General features: G+C 42.1%; 18 protein-coding genes, 1 tRNA gene, 1 rRNA gene and 1 riboswitch. Of the genes, 11 read left to right on the top strand and 9 right to left on the bottom strand.

Translation table 11 applies throughout. The features are described from left to right. Positions 1 to 79 precede the first annotated feature (79 nt). On the top strand, positions 80 to 748 hold the full coding sequence (locus tag L7E55_RS14760) for a hypothetical protein (protein ID WP_277445083.1): 669 nt from the start codon (positions 80 to 82) through the stop codon (positions 746 to 748). 313 nt (positions 749 to 1,061) lie between these two features. After that, entirely contained in the window at positions 1,062 to 1,937 is an 876-nt protein-coding gene (locus L7E55_RS14755) for an RluA family pseudouridine synthase (RefSeq protein WP_277445082.1), read from the top strand. Positions 1,938 to 1,956: 19 nt separating this feature from the next. Here L7E55_RS14755 and L7E55_RS14750 read toward each other — a convergent pair whose 3' ends face one another. Further along, complete coding sequence (locus tag L7E55_RS14750) at positions 1,957 to 3,204, bottom strand: lipase family protein (RefSeq protein ID WP_277445081.1); 1,248 nt, start codon at positions 3,202 to 3,204, stop codon at positions 1,957 to 1,959. 342 nt (positions 3,205 to 3,546) lie between these two features. On the opposite strand from L7E55_RS14750, the gene L7E55_RS14745 reads away from it, so the two are divergent. Further along, positions 3,547 to 3,957 (top strand): hypothetical protein, encoded by a 411-nt coding sequence (locus tag L7E55_RS14745; protein ID WP_277445080.1) that lies wholly within the window; start codon positions 3,547 to 3,549, stop codon positions 3,955 to 3,957. Positions 3,958 to 4,055: 98 nt separating this feature from the next. Here the strand turns inward: L7E55_RS14745 and L7E55_RS14740 are convergent, their stop codons facing one another. From L7E55_RS14740 to L7E55_RS14710, 7 genes are all read right to left on the bottom strand, one after another. After that, positions 4,056 to 4,496, bottom strand: coding sequence for a hypothetical protein (locus tag L7E55_RS14740; protein WP_277445078.1), 441 nt, complete (start codon positions 4,494 to 4,496; stop codon positions 4,056 to 4,058). After that, complete coding sequence (locus L7E55_RS14735; RefSeq protein ID WP_277445076.1) at positions 4,496 to 4,963, bottom strand: hypothetical protein; 468 nt, start codon at positions 4,961 to 4,963, stop codon at positions 4,496 to 4,498. Before L7E55_RS14735 ends, L7E55_RS14740 begins: the two co-directional genes overlap by 1 nt. A 298-nt stretch (positions 4,964 to 5,261) precedes the next feature. Continuing rightward, entirely contained in the window at positions 5,262 to 5,771 is a 510-nt protein-coding gene (locus L7E55_RS14730; RefSeq protein ID WP_420852055.1) for an Rpn family recombination-promoting nuclease/putative transposase, read from the bottom strand. A gap of 585 nt (positions 5,772 to 6,356) precedes the next feature. Beyond that, on the bottom strand, positions 6,357 to 7,604 hold the full coding sequence (locus L7E55_RS14725) for an IS4 family transposase (RefSeq protein ID WP_277445075.1): 1,248 nt from the start codon (positions 7,602 to 7,604) through the stop codon (positions 6,357 to 6,359). Positions 7,605 to 8,013: 409 nt separating this feature from the next. Next, positions 8,014 to 8,457 carry a hypothetical protein gene (locus tag L7E55_RS14720; protein WP_277445074.1) on the bottom strand — a complete coding sequence of 148 codons (444 nt, stop codon included), beginning with the start codon at positions 8,455 to 8,457 and terminating at the stop codon, positions 8,014 to 8,016. 244 nt (positions 8,458 to 8,701) lie between these two features. After that, positions 8,702 to 8,777: transfer RNA gene (locus L7E55_RS14715), tRNA-Met, on the bottom strand. A 21-nt stretch (positions 8,778 to 8,798) separates the two neighbouring features. Further along, positions 8,799 to 9,026: a hypothetical protein gene (locus L7E55_RS14710; RefSeq protein ID WP_277445073.1), complete on the bottom strand. Its 228-nt coding sequence runs from the start codon at positions 9,024 to 9,026 to the stop codon at positions 8,799 to 8,801. Positions 9,027 to 9,592: 566 nt separating this feature from the next. Next, positions 9,593 to 9,733: riboswitch (cyclic di-AMP (ydaO/yuaA leader) on the top strand. A gap of 2 nt (positions 9,734 to 9,735) precedes the next feature. Here L7E55_RS14710 and L7E55_RS14705 point away from each other — a divergent pair. After that, the gene (locus L7E55_RS14705; RefSeq protein ID WP_277445072.1) at positions 9,736 to 10,536 is read left to right on the top strand and encodes a cell wall hydrolase; all 801 of its coding nucleotides are present in this window, start codon (positions 9,736 to 9,738) and stop codon (positions 10,534 to 10,536) included. Between the two features lie 66 nt (positions 10,537 to 10,602). Beyond that, positions 10,603 to 11,442, top strand: a complete 840-nt coding sequence (locus L7E55_RS14700; protein ID WP_277445071.1) for a hypothetical protein — start codon at positions 10,603 to 10,605, stop codon at positions 11,440 to 11,442. Between the two features lie 7 nt (positions 11,443 to 11,449). Here L7E55_RS14700 and L7E55_RS14695 read toward each other — a convergent pair whose 3' ends face one another. After that, the gene (locus tag L7E55_RS14695) at positions 11,450 to 12,307 is read right to left on the bottom strand and encodes a damage-control phosphatase ARMT1 family protein (protein ID WP_277445069.1); all 858 of its coding nucleotides are present in this window, start codon (positions 12,305 to 12,307) and stop codon (positions 11,450 to 11,452) included. A 216-nt stretch (positions 12,308 to 12,523) separates the two neighbouring features. Between L7E55_RS14695 and L7E55_RS14690 the strand changes: the two genes are divergently transcribed. From L7E55_RS14690 to L7E55_RS14665, 6 genes are all read left to right on the top strand, one after another. Then, entirely contained in the window at positions 12,524 to 12,922 is a 399-nt protein-coding gene (locus L7E55_RS14690; protein ID WP_277445068.1) for a phage holin, LLH family, read from the top strand. 190 nt (positions 12,923 to 13,112) lie between these two features. Further along, the gene (locus L7E55_RS14685) at positions 13,113 to 14,291 is read left to right on the top strand and encodes a M24 family metallopeptidase (RefSeq protein ID WP_277445067.1); all 1,179 of its coding nucleotides are present in this window, start codon (positions 13,113 to 13,115) and stop codon (positions 14,289 to 14,291) included. Positions 14,292 to 14,398: 107 nt separating this feature from the next. Beyond that, a complete protein-coding gene (locus tag L7E55_RS14680; protein ID WP_277445066.1) occupies positions 14,399 to 15,226 on the top strand; it encodes a M55 family metallopeptidase in 828 nt (275 codons plus the stop codon). A 70-nt stretch (positions 15,227 to 15,296) separates the two neighbouring features. Continuing rightward, a complete protein-coding gene (tyrS, locus tag L7E55_RS14675) occupies positions 15,297 to 16,523 on the top strand; it encodes a tyrosine--tRNA ligase (RefSeq protein WP_277445065.1) in 1,227 nt (408 codons plus the stop codon). 141 nt (positions 16,524 to 16,664) lie between these two features. Then, complete coding sequence (gene yunB, locus L7E55_RS14670) at positions 16,665 to 17,321, top strand: sporulation protein YunB (RefSeq protein WP_277445064.1); 657 nt, start codon at positions 16,665 to 16,667, stop codon at positions 17,319 to 17,321. A gap of 415 nt (positions 17,322 to 17,736) precedes the next feature. Further along, a 16S ribosomal RNA gene (locus L7E55_RS14665) occupies positions 17,737 to 17,860 on the top strand; the annotation flags it as partial.

Here is a 17,860-nt window from a genome sequence, read left to right as displayed (position 1 = left end):
TTGTACATCTTATTGTATAATTAAAACGTGCTGATATCATTGCCGGCACTCCCTATAGATTTTTAGTGAGGTGGGTAAGATGAAAAAATATTATTTGGCATGTTTATTATTGGCCGCGATGTTATTCTCAGGCTGCTCAATCCAAAAAGATCAATTAAAAGGCATGGAAGATAATACTTCTCCGGACAAAGATAACGCTGTGGTTGAAGTCAAACCTGCGATTAACGCTCCTCAGCCCGCTGTAAAGAACCCGGCTGAGGTCGAAAAGGTCACTGAGCAGAAAAATAACCGGGATAGGGAGGCTGCAGATTACAAGTCCATAAAAGACAGGGAGAAAAGTATGCCATATGCCGGGCTGGTTAGTGACGATTATAAAAGAATTATCAGTCTTGACGAATTGGCCGCCAGAATTGCGGCGACATACAAGTTCCTGGAGGATTATCCAGACTCGCCGTATAGGGAAGAAATAAGTAAATGGAGAAGCGAATACCTGCACGACTACATGTTCGGCAATTTTAAGTACACATCTTCGTTTCAATGGATGGACGGGAGCAATATTTTTTCGAAGGAGTACCTAAAAAGTTACGAAGACTCGCAGCTAAAATACAAAGGCACCGCCTTTGCGTCGCTTCTTAATGAATATACGGCACTCATAAAAAATGAGGGGAATAAGATGACGGATAAGGTCAGGGCTTTTGTGAGTAAGAATTCAAAAGATGAGCAGGTGATTTTTAAGCTGCCCAGTTAAATTTAGATATTTTACCTTCGGTTACAGATGATGAGAGGTGCTAGGAGTGGATCAGCCTACCCATCAGCGGTTGGCCGGTTGCGGCAGGTTTACCGCAAGTATTTCCCGGCATCTCTGAAGGTCCTTGAATGGTACCTGAAGGACTCTCGTGATTATAGGATGATCATCGGCGACCGGATGAATAAACTAGCTCGTGATGATGGGATCCAATTTTCGTTGGTTTAAACTATACTGATATCGCCATTTAGCTGATTGTGAATAATACCTCGAATTGGAATTTTATAAATTGAAGTATGGAAAAGAGGCAGGTATATTGAAACTTAGCTATCAGGTCACTGCTGCGGATGCAGGGCTTACGGCTGAGAGAATAATGCAAAAAAACCTTGGTTTTTCACGTACAACGATCCGCAAGTTGAAGCGGTTGTCAGGTGTTGTGGTGAACGGGCAGGCGGCTTATTTAAACAAGCGTTTGCAAGAAGGAGATCAGATAAGCGTAAATCTGAGGTTTGAAGAATATACAAATGTACTGCCACAGCCCATACCTATTGAAATAGCTTATGAAGATGAGCATCTTTTAATTGTTAATAAGCCGCATAACATGTTGGTGCATCCTTTAAAACACGAGCCGGAGAACACGCTGGCCAACGCAATTTTATACCATTTTGACAATAACACGGAACCGGTGTTTCGTCCCTTGTCACGACTGGACCGGAACACTTCCGGATTAGTGGTTGTGGCCAAACATGCTCACGCCGGGTTCCGGCTTGCCCAGCAACTGAGTTCCGGTGAATTGTGGCGGGAATACCTTGCTGTTGTGGGTGGCTTTTTAGAGCAAGAGAGCGGTTCCATCGACTTGCCCATAGGCCGCTGCAAGGATAGCAAAGTAAAACGTATGGTTTGCCCTGACGGCAGGCGGGCAATAACATATTATCAAGTAAAACAGTATTTGGCGGACAGCACGCTTGCAAGGCTGCGCTTGGTAACTGGGCGCACTCATCAGATCAGGGTACACATGAGCCATATTGGACATCCGCTAGTGGGTGACGCTCTTTACGGAGGGCGTATGGAAGGAATAAACAGACAGGCTTTGCATTGCTGCCGGGTGGGAATGAAACACCCGATAACCGGTAACGAGTTGATTATTGACGCCCCGATCCCGGAAGATATGCGGAGGTTGATACTTTCATGACCAAAAAGGAAGGTGTTTCCTAACTATTATTCGAAAGCGAATAATCAGATGAGAGCAACTTTTTAAGTTCTGCTGTGACAAGCTCAACGATTTCCGGCATCCGGGGGTCATTAGGTTCAGTCGGCAGTTCGATTAATTGACCCGCGATTGGGATAGATGTAGATTTATTTGTAAAAATATCCTTGGTTAATTCGGGTGGAAGTGAAAGTCCTGCTCGTTTTGCGAAGCGTTGAAGCGCAGGTGTGAATATGGTTTTGGGATCCCGGTACAATTCCGCGAGGCAGTTGGTTGCGATACCGGGAATGGCGAAATACTTCTCGTAAGCCTCTATATGCTGATATCTCACTTGCTTAAAGAAATTGATAAAGGCAGGACTATTTGGATCAATTATCTCCTTGTTGATCTCACCCTCAAAAGGAGGAGCACAGGGTTTGATTTGAAGATAGTCACCACTCAAGGCAACTTGTTCGGCGCAATTTACAAAACGATCTGTGACTATGTCTTCGGGAATAGCCGGGAGATAGATCCTTTTAATTTGCTCCAAGGTTGTCTCATTCCAAGCGTGCGGTACTATATCAAGTTTATTCCAGTAGCGAGTGACCTCTTCTAAGATTTGATCTGAATATTGAGAGAAGGCGCTATTCCCAGCCGTAGGCCCCGCGGTTGGCATAGAAGATATTTTAACTTTACGTTCACTGTCCCAGTTTAATTGAATATTTTTTAACAATAGAGCAAGCGTCGGCGACAAAGCACCGCCTAAGCTGTGGCCGGTAACCGTTAAGTCAATGTCTGTTTTGGGCAAATCCTTAAGAAATTTGATTAAGTTTTTACCAGCGTTTGGACGGTTGTCACTGGGTTTTAAAGCTAGTATGATTCCGAGTCCAATTGCCGTGCCTAGCGAAATTTTCGCATTTGGCGCTGCACCAAAAACCCAGGGGACCTGGTGTTTAACCAACAGGTCTTCGAACAGCCAATCAAATAGCGAGGGCGAGTTGGTGCCGGCTATTAAGACCACATAACATGAAGGTGTATCTAAACTATGCGCCACATACATGGCATTGACAGCATATCCGTCATTTTGGGATTGTTTGACCGCGGGTCCCCAAACTACTTCCCACCGGCCGATGTATTCTTGATTATCCTTCAATTTTGCTTGAATTGCCTCATAAAGTTTTTCTTCCAGATTTCCGCCTCGTTGTCCTGAAACCAGATTTGAATAGAGTGAGAGCTGAAACAACACTTTCTCTTTGTCTGACGGTGAATTCATGGGATACCCCTTCTTTGTTTTATGTGGGAGTTTACCGCTACATCTATATATTATATTCAGAATTTCGGTTTAAGGTAATTATGAATATGCTTGGAAATCCATCTATATCTAGTAAATGGAGCAGCGTTCTCCCTATTGTTAATATCAGGTTTTGTGTGCATAATCAATATGTTGCCGGGATGTGGCCGGGCAAAACGTGGAGATGCGCGAGCCGGTGGAATGCGTTTTGAAAGGATAAAATTATGCTGCAAGGTTTCATGCTTGGAATTGCCAGCAGAGTGATTTCCATAGAGGGCTGCTATTCGCTAAAAGACGGGTGGGCGGCAAGGTTATTGCTTAATCATGATTGAATCAATGACTGAATTAGAATTCAACTTTAGACGGCGGTGGGGATGGAACCCCCCGAGCCCGGAAAATATACCTTTGTTCTTGATTGATGAAGAACCGGCTGCCGTATCTTCTGAAATAGTAGCCGGTTACTTCTGGAGAGAAGAAGAATTTTGTGATATCCGGGAAATAGGAGAGACATTGGATTACTTTGATGACACGAAAGAGTTTGGCTGTCACGGCTCACGTCCCGCTGCGATTTATGGCACCGGCTATATCTATACGCATCGCGATCCTGTCGAAACCCTGCTACTATGGGAAACTTTAAAGGAAGGTATAGTATATAAAGTTACTGGCTATGCGTTTGAACACCGGCTTAATATCCTGGGGCAGCTTGGATATGACCGAGCGTATTTTTCCCCTTGAACATATAAATTCCTGGCGAAAGATGTGCAAAGAGGAATTAGTGACTGAGCCGACCCTGTATCAAAGGATATTTACTTCTGGAGTTGGCCGGAACTGTTTTATTTAGTCTTAAAATATTTTGATCCGATTAACCTTGGTCTGTATCGTTTTAATCTTCGAATTGTATCATGATAAACTTCTTTGTTTCTTCGATTTCCTATAACTAAAATTAAAACATTTTTCTTTTTAACTATCTTTTCACCCTCTATAACGGGAGGCTCTAAACCATAAACAATTCTTATGCCAATCGAACTAAGTTTCCAATAAAGAGCCGGCCTGCCGTCGCCAGTGTCTTTATCTATACCTAATAAATGCCCAGTACCACCGTCTTCTTTGGGTAATGGATTATTATGTCCTTCCAAAATAGCAGCCAAAATAGTTTCAAGAAGCCCCGTTCTTTCATAAAATTTTAGATCCTTTAAAGCTTCTTTTGAAAACTCAAGGCTCCATTCTCGATTACTAATTAAACTCAAAAGAACTTTAATCGCATTTTTACCCATTATTCTAATAAGCTGCCTTTCTGATTTTGTACAGCGTTAAGCAGCTTATCAGGGTTAATTTTTAGTTCTTCTATAGTTTCAACAAGGTTATATCTTCTTTCGGCGTTATTCCAGCGTTTAAAAGCTTCTTCGAGAAGGGTGCTTTCTTGATATTCTTCTAATGCTTCAATTAAAGTGTTTAATGTGTCTTGAGCTCTTAACATATTTTCAAGGAATAAAAGTGGAACGACAGCTGCGATATTTTGATTATTTTTTGATACTATAAAAATATTTCTTTGATTTTCGTTTTTACTTTCTTCAATTATAGTAATTAACTCGCTTAATTCATTACGTAATTCAGAGACAGATTTTGTATTCGTTCGTAAAATACTCAACCATTCGGAAGCGCGCATTTGAATAGATACTGCTCTGCCTTCTTTAGTAAGGTTAACAATTTCTTGAGGTAAAAAATCAGCCATAGCATTCACCGCCATTTCTCTCCTGTCTATAATAATATAGTATGAGGTTTTGCAAAATTTTATACTTTATTTATATATAAATTTTGTAAATTAATTTTAACAAAATCTTGCCGGGCATTCAAGAATAATTTTTTCTAGAGGTTTGCAGCGATCTGGAACTTGCCGATGTATTTTTTCTTATCCTTTAGATAAATTTCTCGGTAATTTCCATTGCGGTCAACTTCCTGGTATTTCATTCTAATGATTATAAAACGGCCCTTACCACTCGTTGACATGTGGTAAGGGCCAGAAACTTGTTCCTTCGTCTTCAGTTTTCCAGCGTTTTCTTCAGTTCCATAACAGTTTCCCTGGACAGCCCGGTTATCCTGCAAACCACGTCAACGTCCAATCCTTCCCTCAGCGCCGCCTTGGCTGTCTCAACTTTGCCCTCAATCTTACCCTCAATCTTACCTTCGGCTTTACCTTCAGTCCTTGCCTGCCTCTGCATCTCATCAAGGGTCCGCTCGATGTTGGTGATCATTTTTTCCACCTCCCAGGGTTCGGGTTGGTATTCCCTAAAGCTTCGGCGGGCCGTCCAACCGCCCTCGCTGTTGTAAAGAATGGCGGGCACGATGGCCGGCAGCCTGAAGCCCTTACGCTTTCTCTCTTTCTCCGGCGTGTTGTTGTAGGCGTCCCGCCACACCTCGACCATGTACTGCAACAGACGGAATGGCATGGTATGATCCAAGGTCGACTGCAACTCCAGCAGTACGTAGAATATTACGTCGGTACCCCGGATACGCAGTCTGTATACGATATCGGCCTCTTTGTCGCTCATTATATCACAATTACGATCACGGTGACAGTGGGACCGTGGGGTGTCATGCCGCAATAGTAGCCGGTTACTTTTATCTATACGCATCGCGATCCTGTCGAAACCCTTGTACTTTGGGAAACTTTCAAGAAAGTCATGGTATATAAAAGTTGCCGGTCATGCGTTTGAACGTTTAAACACCGGCTTGATATCATGGGGCAGCTTAGACATGACAGAGCGCATTTTTGCCGTTAAACATATGAATTCCTGGTGCAAGATGTGTAAAGATGAGTTGGTGACTGAGCCGACCCTGTATCAGAGGATATATCGAAAATTTTGAGATGTGAGAAAGCGAAAGCCGCGAAGATTGAGGTTCTTTTCTGTCTTATAGGTTAGGGTTTTTATAGGCTGGGGTTTTTGCAAAAGTATTCAGTAGTGTTGCATAAAACTTAATTTTAAAAGTCAACATCAAAAATAATAAAAATTTAGGCCAAGAAAAAAGGCGACAGAATTTTCTGAACAAGGTTTTTCTCACATAATCTAAAAAGGCAACGGCGCCATAAGAGGTAATCCAGTATCCACATTTATACAAATATACTTTATTTAGGGTTACAGGTAATTCAACTCTAAATCATAACTGTCAAGGAATTTGGTATCCCCATACTTAATCTCTGTTAGCAATTGCTCAAATTGCCAGTTGTAATCTTCAGTCTTTCGCCTGCCATAAGAAGTCCTGGTGGGCTGCTTTCGTAAAATCTCTAAAATATTTTCAAAGGGCTTGAACATGTTATCTTTGATCAATTGCTGGATATCCAGTAAAGAATTTTTTACCTTAAGGGTCACCCTGGTTAGTAGCTGTAATAAGCAGAAAGTAATAAGTGCTATCCAAATCTGAGTGTATACCGCATTGAGGCTTTTACCAAAAAACTTTTTTACTTTTAGATGTTGTTTTATCCATTTAAAAAACAGCTCCACCTTCCACCTGAGGCGGTATATCTCAGATACTTCCTGAGTTCTAATGCTAAAGTCATTTGTTAGAATAACAACCGGACTTCCCGTGGTATCCACAGTGTGAATAAGTCGTAACTTATTCCTCATCATTGTTGTATTAAGATCGCCAAGTATCACAATGCTTTCGGTCATATTGGTACCGTCAACCGGCGTATCATCGATGGTGTTAATGATAAAATTGTCTTTGATCCTGGTAACAAAGCGTATTCCGGCTTCGCAATAGTCATCCCATTTCTTGTAATCGACATAGCCCCGGTCAAATACGTATAGTGCGTTAGAATCAATAATTAGTAATTCATCCAGCTGTGATTTATCAGATTTTCTGGCTGTAGTAAGAATAGCTTTATCAGGATAGGCATTATCATTATCTTTATCATAAACAAGGCATTGATGAAGTTTTACACCTGCTTTTGTCTTGCGGTAATCAGCCCATTTATAACTGCTAAGACAGAGGGTGATGGTGCTGGCATCTATTATATGGATGCGTTCCGCAGAAGGGGTGGTGCCAACGGTTTTTTGCATTACGTCCTTGGCCACGTGAGTAAACATTGTCCCCCAAAAATCGCTGTCAATATCACTGAGCCGCCTGGATAGTTGGGAGAAGCTTATGGAATCGAGCTCTAGGTTTTCCTGTAGTTCAACATCGTTTTTTACTTTTTTAGCAAGTGTCCTCAAAGACTCAACTTGGGTAATCTGAGCAAAAACCAGGAGATACAGCAATTTAATCGTAAATAACTTTTTGACATACTCGTCTGAACCGTTTTCTTTAACTAGAGAGTTAAATTTCTTAATCGGAAATTGATTTAGTACTTTATTAAATGTGGATTTAGTGGTATCCTTATCCATGCGTTTTCTCCTTATTTTAGAGACTATGGACAGGATTACCTGCTATGCCTCTATTATAAGGAGTTTTTTTATGAAATGCCATGATATTTATGGAAATTGGTCATTTTTAGAGATATATTTATTGTTTTAAGCTATTTTGAGTATTGACTATTCTTCAATTATTTAATGCAACACTAGTGCTTTTCTATGTATTTCTTCATTTCTAGGACGGTTTTGAATTTTAGAGAGATGGCTATTGCTTTAGCAGTTCCGGTGGCGATAATATCCCGATCTTTATGATAGTCAAGTTTACATGTTCTCCATATACCATCTCGACCCAAACCATAGTAAATAGTCGAACCTTTATCTGATGACATATTGAAATGGGCTAAAAGTTTTTTTATATCACCATGTGAAAATCGTATAGGCATCAGAAACCAATCGCTTTCTTTATTTTCTCCCCATCACCATTGCATCTAAGAAGTTTCAATAGATATAATTGCTTTGATTCAGGCTCAACTTTAGAAAACACATCTAACTTTTCAATGTAAATGGCAAGGAATTCAATTATACTATTGACTAAGTCAACGACTGCTTCTTCAACGGTTTTACCTTCGCCATAAAGATTAATTTCATTTAATGAAACAGTATGAACGCAAAGTTCATCATCATATTCAACTATAGGGTTGAAAGGCAAATTGTCTAAAAGCTTATTTAAGTAAGAAGTCTTGATGTGTGATACTTCTTCGTTTTCACTTGTTGCGTTGTAGGTTATTACTTCAATTCCTTTTAAAGCAATTTTGTTGAGTTCAGAATAATATTTTTTCGTGTCTCTTATATTATACCTTGGTATGGAGTTAGATTGCATTTGCATTTTGTGGCCCCCCTTTCGGAATTCCATTTTAATTCCTCACTTTCATTATATAATAAGTGGTTACTGTGGTCAATGTAGCTACTGTGGTCACCGTGGTTTTTTATATTATATGCAATAACAATTTAAAGTAATCATAAAGTCAGGACATCAGAGGTGAATTATGTAGAGGGAATGGAATCTGATTATTCAAAAATAAAAAACCACCGAAGTGGTCTTGAACCACCGAAGTGGTCTTGCGTTTAATTGGTTGCGGGGAGGGGATTTGAACCCCTGACCTTCGGGTTATGAGCCCGACGAGCTACCAGCTGCTCTACCCCGCGACAGCAAAACTCATTATAGCACTAATACAACATGTAGTGCAAATCCTTATATTGGGAAAAGCGAGCGGAAGTCGTTGGCTTGTCAAGAAAAACCTTCTGGTTACTGTTGGTATTTTTAATTGCTATGTCCAATATCTGTGAGAAAGTATTTGGATTGTTGTTCTTTGTGGTTGGGGCTTTTGGTTTCTGGAAAAATTTCTTCTGAAAATCCTTTGGGAAGATAGGTGTCACTTTGATTTCGTATCCCATAAAACCAACTCCTAAATAGTCTTAATTATTTATACGATGTAGTATTTTATATTTGTAGGGTAATAAGCAAACTGGTAAAAAATAGCGGAGTGAAATAGGAAAAATATCTCAGAAATTTGTAGCAGAGTTATTGAAAACATGCTGGGGAGCTGGACAGATTGAAATTCGGGGATGCTAAGGGTTAGTGTGTGAATTAGTGGAGAATCAGGTATGCCATTAGATTAATTTTGGCGCGTAGCCATAGGTTAACACTTTTATTAACTCCTGCATATTATACAAAAAAAATAATAGGAGTGATATAAATGGCTTTCGGCGTGGATGGTGCTGTTGGAACTGGTTTTGGTAATGTCGGGTTTATTATTTTCCTGATCTTCATCCTGCTCATTTTTGGCGTGGGATGCTTCGGCGGCTGCATTTAGACTGTAAAAACTCAAATTGAAGGCTGTCTTTTATAACCACCGACTTTCATCATACCGGTGGTTATAATTTTGTTAAATGCGTTTACGTTAAAAACCTATATTACCATTTATTGAGTGTTAGTCAAGCATACGGGAAACATGTATAATAATAGGAAAAGGCCGAATCCCTGGGAAAACCCGGGGTACGGGGGACAAGTTCTTTTGGGGTGAATCGGTTTGATTTGCAAATCGTAGGGTGCCCTCTACCCGAACCCGTCAGCTAACCTCGGAGGCCGGAGGAGGGGTTATTATTGATTTTTGTTTTTCGTATCGTTGCGTGTTTTTTGTTGTCGTTTGGGATGTTCGCAGTACCAGCCGCTTCTGACGCCGCTATTCACAGCGTACAACCCGGGGAGAGTCTTTATTCTATCAGCATTGATTATGGTGTCTCATTGAATTCCCTGCTGGAGGCTAATGGAATTCAGGATTCTCTGATTTACCCGGGACAGCAGCTTTACGTTCCGGAAGGTGAATCAAATGGAGGAGACGCTTCCTATACCGTCCAGGCTGGGGATAGTCTTTATCTAATTGGTCAGAGATTTGGTGTGAGCTACCAGGATATTATGCGGTCTAATGGCCTAATTGATACCATCATCTACCCGGATATGGTTCTGGCCATCCCCGGCATACCCGTCAAAACTGCAGCACCCATGCCTCAGGTAAACAGGGGTGGCAACTTCCAGAGACCGTCATCGGCGGATGTTGATCTTTTGGCCCGTTTAATAACAGCCGAGGCTGACGGCGAACCTTATGCCGGGAAAGTGGCGGTTGGCGCTGTGGTGTTGAACCGGCTAAACAGTAATGGCTTCCCAAAATCAATTCAAGATGTTATTTATCAATACGATAACGGTACCTACCAATTCGAACCGGTCATGAACGGATGGATTGACAACCCGGCAAGTGCCCAATCCATACAGGCGGCCAAGGACGCGTTGAGCGGGGTAGACCCGACCAACGGAGCGCTTTATTTCTTTGCTAATTATGCAAAGAATTCATGGCTTTGGTCCAGACCTTTGAGCCGGGTTATCGGTAATCATGTTTTTACTTACTAGATATAAATAGTATATTTCATTTAGAGGGAACCCCTGGGCAATATACCCAGGGGTTATGTATATTTTATGCGCCGCTCCGGCCGTGCATCTAAAAAAGCCAGTGTGGGTAAAATATTAGCCGTGGTATTACTACACCGGAGAGATTGGAAGCTGCTTGTGTTGCATCTAAGCATATTCAGCATGATCCACCCGTTTGAAGTTGTCATACTTGCCACGAACGGATACCGTTATATGCCGGGTATTTTCCCCACAGGCGTGGACAATTACCTGGGTACATATATATCGAATTTCTTCATCATCCCCGCTTCGGCAGTGCTAATATATGCCTATTCGCTTTCCTGGCGTTACATCGTGGGTTTTGCCGCTATTTTTACTTGTATTGACTGGTTATTTGCGGCGCTTGGCATTTACCAGCATTTTTGGTGGAAATCAATTTATACCGGTATTGGGTTGATTATCGTGTATGCCGTTAGCGGATGGCTTTGGAACGGTCTCAAAAAGCGGCGGCAAGTACTCCCGTTCCGGTTTCTCATGATTCTCTTGACGTATTTCTCAATTGAAAGCGCCATTACTTTCGCCGTGAACAGAGGCGGGCAACTCTTTAAATTGCTAATCGCTTACTATGAGCTTAGCGCCCCGGGGAAACTACAGTTAATCTTGGCCAGTTCATATCATCTCATCGTAAGTGTCATAGTAGCGCTTTTTCTTGGCATAAAAATGCCTTTGCGTTATAGAACTCTTGGGGTGGGTATGATCATCGTATTGAACTGGGCAATCGGTCACTTCGGCATATTCGTACCGCAAGTTGGTATTACCTCGCACCACCTAATCCTAGTTCAGATTGTCTCCGTGGCTGTGCTCATATTCTTATTCAAGGCCGCGAAATTAAACTATTTTTTTTCATGAATTTACTTTACCGCGTAAAAAACACAATATCACCAAATTTTGCCCCTGCAACTATACCGACACATTCACACTTGATTTTTAGCAGGAAAAAAACCTTATCTTTAGCTGTCTCTTCATGTTCCAGGGACTCGAAGTTGGCTTGGCCTTTCGATATAATCAGGCCTGTTTCCTTTAACAGTTTTTGGGTCTCTTCCGATACCTTTTGCAGAGGCGCGCCGAGATAGTTTGACCCGGTGGTTACAATCCTGGCTATATTGTCCATCCCCACCTCTATGGCGTCCTCCATCGTGGCGTCATTCAACACTGGCCCGCCTTTGACAATATAGGTCACTTTTTTTCCCATGGATACCAGTTCTTCTATTAATAATTTGTCAAACACTATTTCGCCGGCGTTGTCTCCCAAGATGATTATGTTATTTTCTTGATTCATTTTTTTAACAAATGAACCGAAGTCATCTTTTGAAAAACCTGTATTCAGGCTGTGTTTTAAACTCGCGTTTATATCAAAACTTTTATTGATGCCCAGGTCTATTACGTTTCCGGACACAGATATTTTTAAGGCGTCATTTAGCCTGCTTTTCGACCCTTTCAAGTATTCCTTCAATTCCGGGTATAATTCAAGGGCCAGGAGATTTGACTTTTTCTTCGCTTCTAAATACGGATCATCATTATTTATTAGTTTGTATACTTTTTGCAGTAGTTCCGTTGAATTTTCAGCCGGGGTCCTTCTGCTGTCCATGATTTTAATGTCGTCCATCAGTTCGTACAAAATTGGATACTGCCTGTCCTCGTTTATTCCGGCAATGGTCATACAGGTGACCGCCTGTTTGAGGTAACAGTATACACAGTCAACAAAGCATCGCATGACGTCACCTCCATTATTGATCCTGTCATTAACTATAGTTTAGCATAGATTGGAAAGCCACATGCTTATTTTAAATTGGGTGACATCCGGCTGGCAGATGGCATCGCTTGTGAATGGTTGTTGGAACATAATTTAGTATATTTTATTGCTGATGTAACCAATGGTAACTTTTACAATATTATATTTTAAGAATAAATATAATTTTGGGTGGTTTAAATGGAGGGAATATTAAGTCTGATTAAGAGTATCATCGGTACTCTGGAACTTTCGCATATAACAAATACCTTGCTAAATGTAATTATACCCGCGTTGTCCGCTATGGCTATTGAATACTTGCGCCGGAGGCTGGGTACTGAGAAGATGCAGCGTGTTAAGGAAGAACTGCTTGCGAAGCAGGACCTGGCAGCTTTGGCCGTTAGGTTTGTAGAACAGGTTTACGTGGAAATTCACGGCAAGGATAAGTACGAGAAAGCAGCAGCCTGGCTTTTTGCCAGGTCATCGCAGTGTGGACTGAAGCTGACTGAAGGAGAAGCTAAGGGTCTCATAGAAGCAGCGCTTCGTAAAATTAAGGATGCCATGGGTGATGAGTGGGGAAAGCAAGTTGAACAAAAGTGACAAGAGCGTTTACAATTCTGCATGCTAAGCCACCTGACCTGCCGGGTGGTTTCTCCTTTTAACCGGTTATTTATCATTGGCTCGAACTTAACTTAATAATATAATAATTGCCAAAATAAAATAAATATAGTAATGTAAATTTAATATTAAATTAATAAATTATAATCTTTGCCGAGCGGAGGTATGAACTTTGCGTTACACGCCGAAATCCGAGTTGGACCAAAGGATTGCCAAACTGCAAAACGCTATGAGACAGCATGATATCGACGGGGCAGTAATCGTTCAGAACGCCGACCTCTTTTATTTCGCAGGAACCATTCAACGTTCTCATCTTTTTGTGCCGTCGGAAGGCAAGCCGTTGTTATTGGTCAAAAAAAGCCTGGAGCGGGCTAAAGAAGAATCACCCATGGATAATGTCATCAGCCTGGACAGCCTGAAAGAATTTAACGCTGTATTGCAAAAATACGGCTACGGGCAGTTTAAGACGTTGGGATTTGAACTTGATGTGTTGCCCGCAAACCTTTATGTTCGTTACCAGAAGCTGGTTGAGCCGGCCCGGATTGTTGACATTAGCCAGCTTATACGCGCTGTGCGGATGGTTAAGTCACCTTACGAGATAGAGATTCTCAGGGATATCTCGAAACTCCACGAGGAAATATTCTCACTTATTAGAGAAAACATGCGGGAAGGTATTTCTGAGCTGGAACTGACCGGAATAATCGCGGCGGCTTCACGAAAAAATGGACACTCCGGTCTAATGAGAGTGCGGGGAATGAATCAGGACCTGTTTTTTGTTCATTTGTTATCTGGTAAAAATACGTTCCCCAGCTATTTCGACGGTTCTGTCGGCGGGAAAGGGGTCAGTCCGGCATTTGCGCAGGGTTCCAGCTATAAAATGATTGGCCGGAATGAGCCGGTGCTGTTAGACTATAGTTTTGTTCTGGACGGATACATGTTAGACCAGACAAGAATATTTTGTCACGGAAAGCTGCCGGACCACTTGGCCGGAGCCCACGCTTTAGCGATTGATATTTTGAAAGAGATAAAGAAGGTTGCCAGGCCGGGGGTGGCTTGCGGTAAGCTTTATGACGTGGCGATGCAAATGGCCGGAGACAGCGCGTACGGAAAGCATTTTTTAGGTTTTCCAGAGCCTGTGGCATTTGTCGGACACGGCATCGGCATTGAACTGGATGAACTACCGGTAATCGCCCACGGATTCGATATCCCGCTGGAAGAAGGAATGGTTATCGCAATCGAACCAAAGTTCGTCTTTCCGGATGGCGCGGTTGGGGTTGAGAATACTTATTTAGTTGTAAAAGACGGGTTGGAAAATTTAACTGTTTTTGATGAAGAGATAATTTATGTTTAAATAATTGATGCGTCAAATTTCGTTATTTCTATGTCGAGGGTTTCGCTGCTTTCATGCCGGAACCTTCGTTTTTTTAAGTAGATAAAATAATAACTGGAGGTAGTTGGATGATGTCATATACGGTGTTTATTGCGGCGGATATAGAAGGTGTCACCGGTTATGTCAGTTGGCCTGATAAACCACCCGAAGATTATTGGCTGAGAGAACAGATGACGGCAGAGGTGAACGCCGCGATTGAAGGAGCTTTGGCAGGGGGCGCGGGAGCGGTAATCGTGTCGGACATCCACTGGAATAAAAAAAATATTATTCCTGATAAATTGGCGAGGCAGGCTTCTCTGATCAGGGGCGGCAAGCGGAAGTTGATGTGGTTGGACTCTGTTGAGCGGAGCAACCTTGCTTTCTTGATCGGTTTTCATACCGGCTGCGGCAAGGAGAATGCTGTTTTGCCCCATACCATGGATACCAGAATAACCAGTTTGAAAATAAACGGGCTTGCTGCCGGTGAGGCTCTGATCACCGCTGTCACTGCCGGTTGTTTCGGAATTCCGGTTGGTTTGGCCACGGGAGACAGCGCATTTATAAATGAGATTAAAACTATACTGCCGGATGTGGAAAAAGTGGCGGTGAAAGAAGCCATAGGAAATTGCGCCGCCATTAACATTCATCCTGATGTAGCGTTGAAAGAAATTAGGGACTCGGCTAAGATTGCCACGCAACGGGCCATTAATGGTGATTTTCAACCTTATCGATGCTCATCACCCGTGGAGATCCTCATTGAAGTAATTTGGCCCGGTTATGCCGACGCCTTATGCCTTATCCCCGGCGTGATACGAAAAGGGGGCAGGGAGGTGTCCTTTACCGGTGACTGGTTTGATGCGATGGGGATAATGTCGCTTTTCGTGAATTGGATAAGCGATATGCCCGGGTTGTTTTAAAAATGTTTGATAACAACCGGGATTGTATATATACTATTATAAAAATGTAAATATTTGTGGAGGGCAGGATATGGGCAGCGTATACGACACTTTGCTGGAAAGAGGATATATCAAGCAGATGACCCACGAAGAACCTTTAATCAATTTATTGAAAAATGAGAAGGTTACTTTTTATATAGGTTTTGACCCGACCGCGGACAGCTTGCACGTGGGACATTTTTTGCAACTGATGGTAATGTCCTATATGCAGAAAGCAGGCCACCGGCCGATCGCTTTAATTGGCGGTGGAACGGCCATGGTGGGGGACCCGAGCGGCAAAACCGACATGAGAAAAATGATGACGCCGGAAACTATCCGGCACAACAGTGAGTGTTTTAAGAAACAACTGTCAAGATTTATTGATTTTAATGAAGAACGGGCCATCATGGTTGATAACGGGGAGTGGCTGCTGCGGTTAAACTACATAGATTTTCTCAGGGAAATAGGCGTGTATTTTTCTGTTAACAGGATGCTGACGGCGGAAAGTTATAAGAACAGATTGGAAAGAGGCCTAACGTTTTTAGAATTCAACTATCAGTTGATGCAAGCTTATGATTTCTTGGAATTATACAGAAAATATAATTGCGTCATACAGTTAGGCGGAGATGATCAGTGGTCTAATATTCTGGCGGGAACAGATCTGATCAGAAGAAAAGCAGGCGTGGAAGCCTATGGTTTGACCTTCACATTGCTTACGACCAGTGAAGGCAAAAAAATGGGAAAGACAGAAACCGGCGCTTTATGGCTGGATGCCGAGAAAACCAGTCCTTATGAATTCTATCAATACTGGAGAAATATCAATGATCCGGACGTGGAAAACTGCCTGGCGCTGTTAACCTTTTTGCCCATGGAAGAGGTTAAGAGGCTCGGCAGCCTGCCGGGAGAACAAATAAATGAAGCAAAGAAAGTGCTGGCCTATGAAGTTACTAAGCTCATTCACGGAGAAGATGAGGCGGTCAAAGCCAGGAGCGCGGCCGAATCTTTATTCGGCGCCGGAGATAATTTTGAAAACGTGCCCACAACTACATTAAACAGGGAGCATGTTTCCGGAGGAACGGGAATTTTGGATTTAATGCTTCTGGCAGGGTTGATTTCTTCCAAAGGAGAAGGAAGAAGGTTGATTGCCCAAGGGGGCGTGTCAGTCAACGGCAACAAGGTGGATGATATGTTCTTAATGCTTAAGGAAAAGGATTTTGTTGACGGAAAAATGATGATTAAAAAAGGGAAAAAGGTTTATCACCAGTTTATCGTTAAATAATCCTGTAGAAATACTTTAAAAAATATTGTTGTAAAGATCTCTTTATATAGAGATCTTTTTTATTTCCTTCTGCTATCGTTTCGCGTCGTCAGTCATAAATTAATGTTGATATGATATTTGGGCACATGAGGAGGTGAGTATATGTTTAAAAGAAGACGGCCGTACAAGAAAGCTTTTATTATTATGGTTGTCAGTATTTCCCTTATGGGAATATTAATGTTGTTGGACATAAAATTAAGGGACGTTTTTTTTAACGTCGCTGAAGTTAAAGCTGTTCAGCTGGTTACCGAGGCGATCCAGGAGTCATTACATGAAGAGGCTACGAGTGAAAATATTCGTTATCAGGATTTGATATATATTCATAAGGACAACGAGGGTAGAATAACCTTGATGCAGGCTGATACGCTCAGAGTAAACAGGATTGCGTCAAACACCTCAATGGCCGCGCAAAAAGCATTAGAAAACTTGAGGTGGCAGTCTTTTAGCATTCCCATTGGCCAGGTGTTCGGATTTCCTATTTTCGCTAATAGTGGGCCTAGATTAAGGTATAGTATTATGCAAGTGGGATCGGTCAAGTTTAATATAACTGATAAATTCGAATCGGCCGGTATTAACCAGACCAAGCATACAATCTACCTCAACCTGGATACGAACGTGCGCATCGTTGTGCCGTCTAAATCCGGCGAAGCGGTAATATCTACTCAAATGCCGTTGACAGAGAATATCATAGTCGGCAGTATTCCAGATACCTTTGTGACGTTGCCGGGTGGTATTTTGGGCAATGTGTCCGGCAAATAAAAAATATTATTTGTGTTAAAAATATTATAAAACGCCTTGACAGAATACGACGGCTTATGATAAATTAATAAACGTTGCGGCGCGGGTAAAATGAAAGGTAAATGGACCAACAAATACCTGTTTACACGAGCCGGTGAAAAGTGATAAGATAGCAGATGTCGCCGCTAAAAAGGCGGTGAACGAGCAAGAGGTCTTTGAAAACTAAACAGTGGATGGATGGAAATCACAGTAGTCAGAAGTCAGTAGTCAGTAGTCAGAATAAATTGCAGGCGCGAATTTATTAGCGCATCAATAAGACTGCCGGCGATAGACAACCGGCTACTGAAAGCACATGACTCTCGTCGAAGCGAAAGCTAGAAGCGAGCAGTACATTCCGAAAGAAGAAAAAGAGCCAAGAAAACAAACTATTCAGATATAAATGGAGAGTTTGATCCTGGCTCAGGACGAACGCTGGCGGCGTGCTTAACACATGCAAGTCGAACGGAGGTTACGAGGAAGCTTGCGAATTGTAACCTTAGTGGCGGACGGGTGAGTAACGC

The sequence above is a fragment of the Pelotomaculum isophthalicicum JI genome (genome assembly GCF_029478095.1).
GTDB classification, from domain to species: domain Bacteria; phylum Bacillota; class Desulfotomaculia; order Desulfotomaculales; family Pelotomaculaceae; genus Pelotomaculum_D; species Pelotomaculum_D isophthalicicum.
The sequence above is the reverse complement of the archived record's forward strand: the minus strand, read 5'-3'. Positions and strand labels throughout refer to the sequence as shown.

Bases quoted from the DNA above. Each gene is read 5' to 3' on its own strand.
- L7E55_RS14760 (WP_277445083.1), top strand. From the start codon at position 80: ATGAAAAAATATTATTTGGCATGTTTATTATTGGCCGCGATGTTATTC.
- L7E55_RS14750 (WP_277445081.1), bottom strand. From the start codon at position 3,204: ATGAATTCACCGTCAGACAAAGAGAAAGTGTTGTTTCAGCTCTCACTC.
- L7E55_RS14745 (WP_277445080.1), top strand. From the start codon at position 3,547: ATGATTGAATCAATGACTGAATTAGAATTCAACTTTAGACGGCGGTGG.
- L7E55_RS14740 (WP_277445078.1), bottom strand. From the start codon at position 4,496: ATGGGTAAAAATGCGATTAAAGTTCTTTTGAGTTTAATTAGTAATCGA.
- L7E55_RS14730 (WP_420852055.1), bottom strand. From the start codon at position 5,771: ATGAGCGACAAAGAGGCCGATATCGTATACAGACTGCGTATCCGGGGT.
- L7E55_RS14725 (WP_277445075.1), bottom strand. From the start codon at position 7,604: ATGGATAAGGATACCACTAAATCCACATTTAATAAAGTACTAAATCAA.
- L7E55_RS14720 (WP_277445074.1), bottom strand. From the start codon at position 8,457: ATGCAAATGCAATCTAACTCCATACCAAGGTATAATATAAGAGACACG.
- L7E55_RS14710 (WP_277445073.1), bottom strand. From the start codon at position 9,026: ATGGGATACGAAATCAAAGTGACACCTATCTTCCCAAAGGATTTTCAG.
- L7E55_RS14700 (WP_277445071.1), top strand. From the start codon at position 10,603: ATGCGCCGCTCCGGCCGTGCATCTAAAAAAGCCAGTGTGGGTAAAATA.
- L7E55_RS14695 (WP_277445069.1), bottom strand. From the start codon at position 12,307: ATGCGATGCTTTGTTGACTGTGTATACTGTTACCTCAAACAGGCGGTC.
- L7E55_RS14690 (WP_277445068.1), top strand. From the start codon at position 12,524: ATGGAGGGAATATTAAGTCTGATTAAGAGTATCATCGGTACTCTGGAA.
- L7E55_RS14680 (WP_277445066.1), top strand. From the start codon at position 14,399: ATGATGTCATATACGGTGTTTATTGCGGCGGATATAGAAGGTGTCACC.
- tyrS (WP_277445065.1), top strand. From the start codon at position 15,297: ATGGGCAGCGTATACGACACTTTGCTGGAAAGAGGATATATCAAGCAG.
- yunB (WP_277445064.1), top strand. From the start codon at position 16,665: ATGTTTAAAAGAAGACGGCCGTACAAGAAAGCTTTTATTATTATGGTT.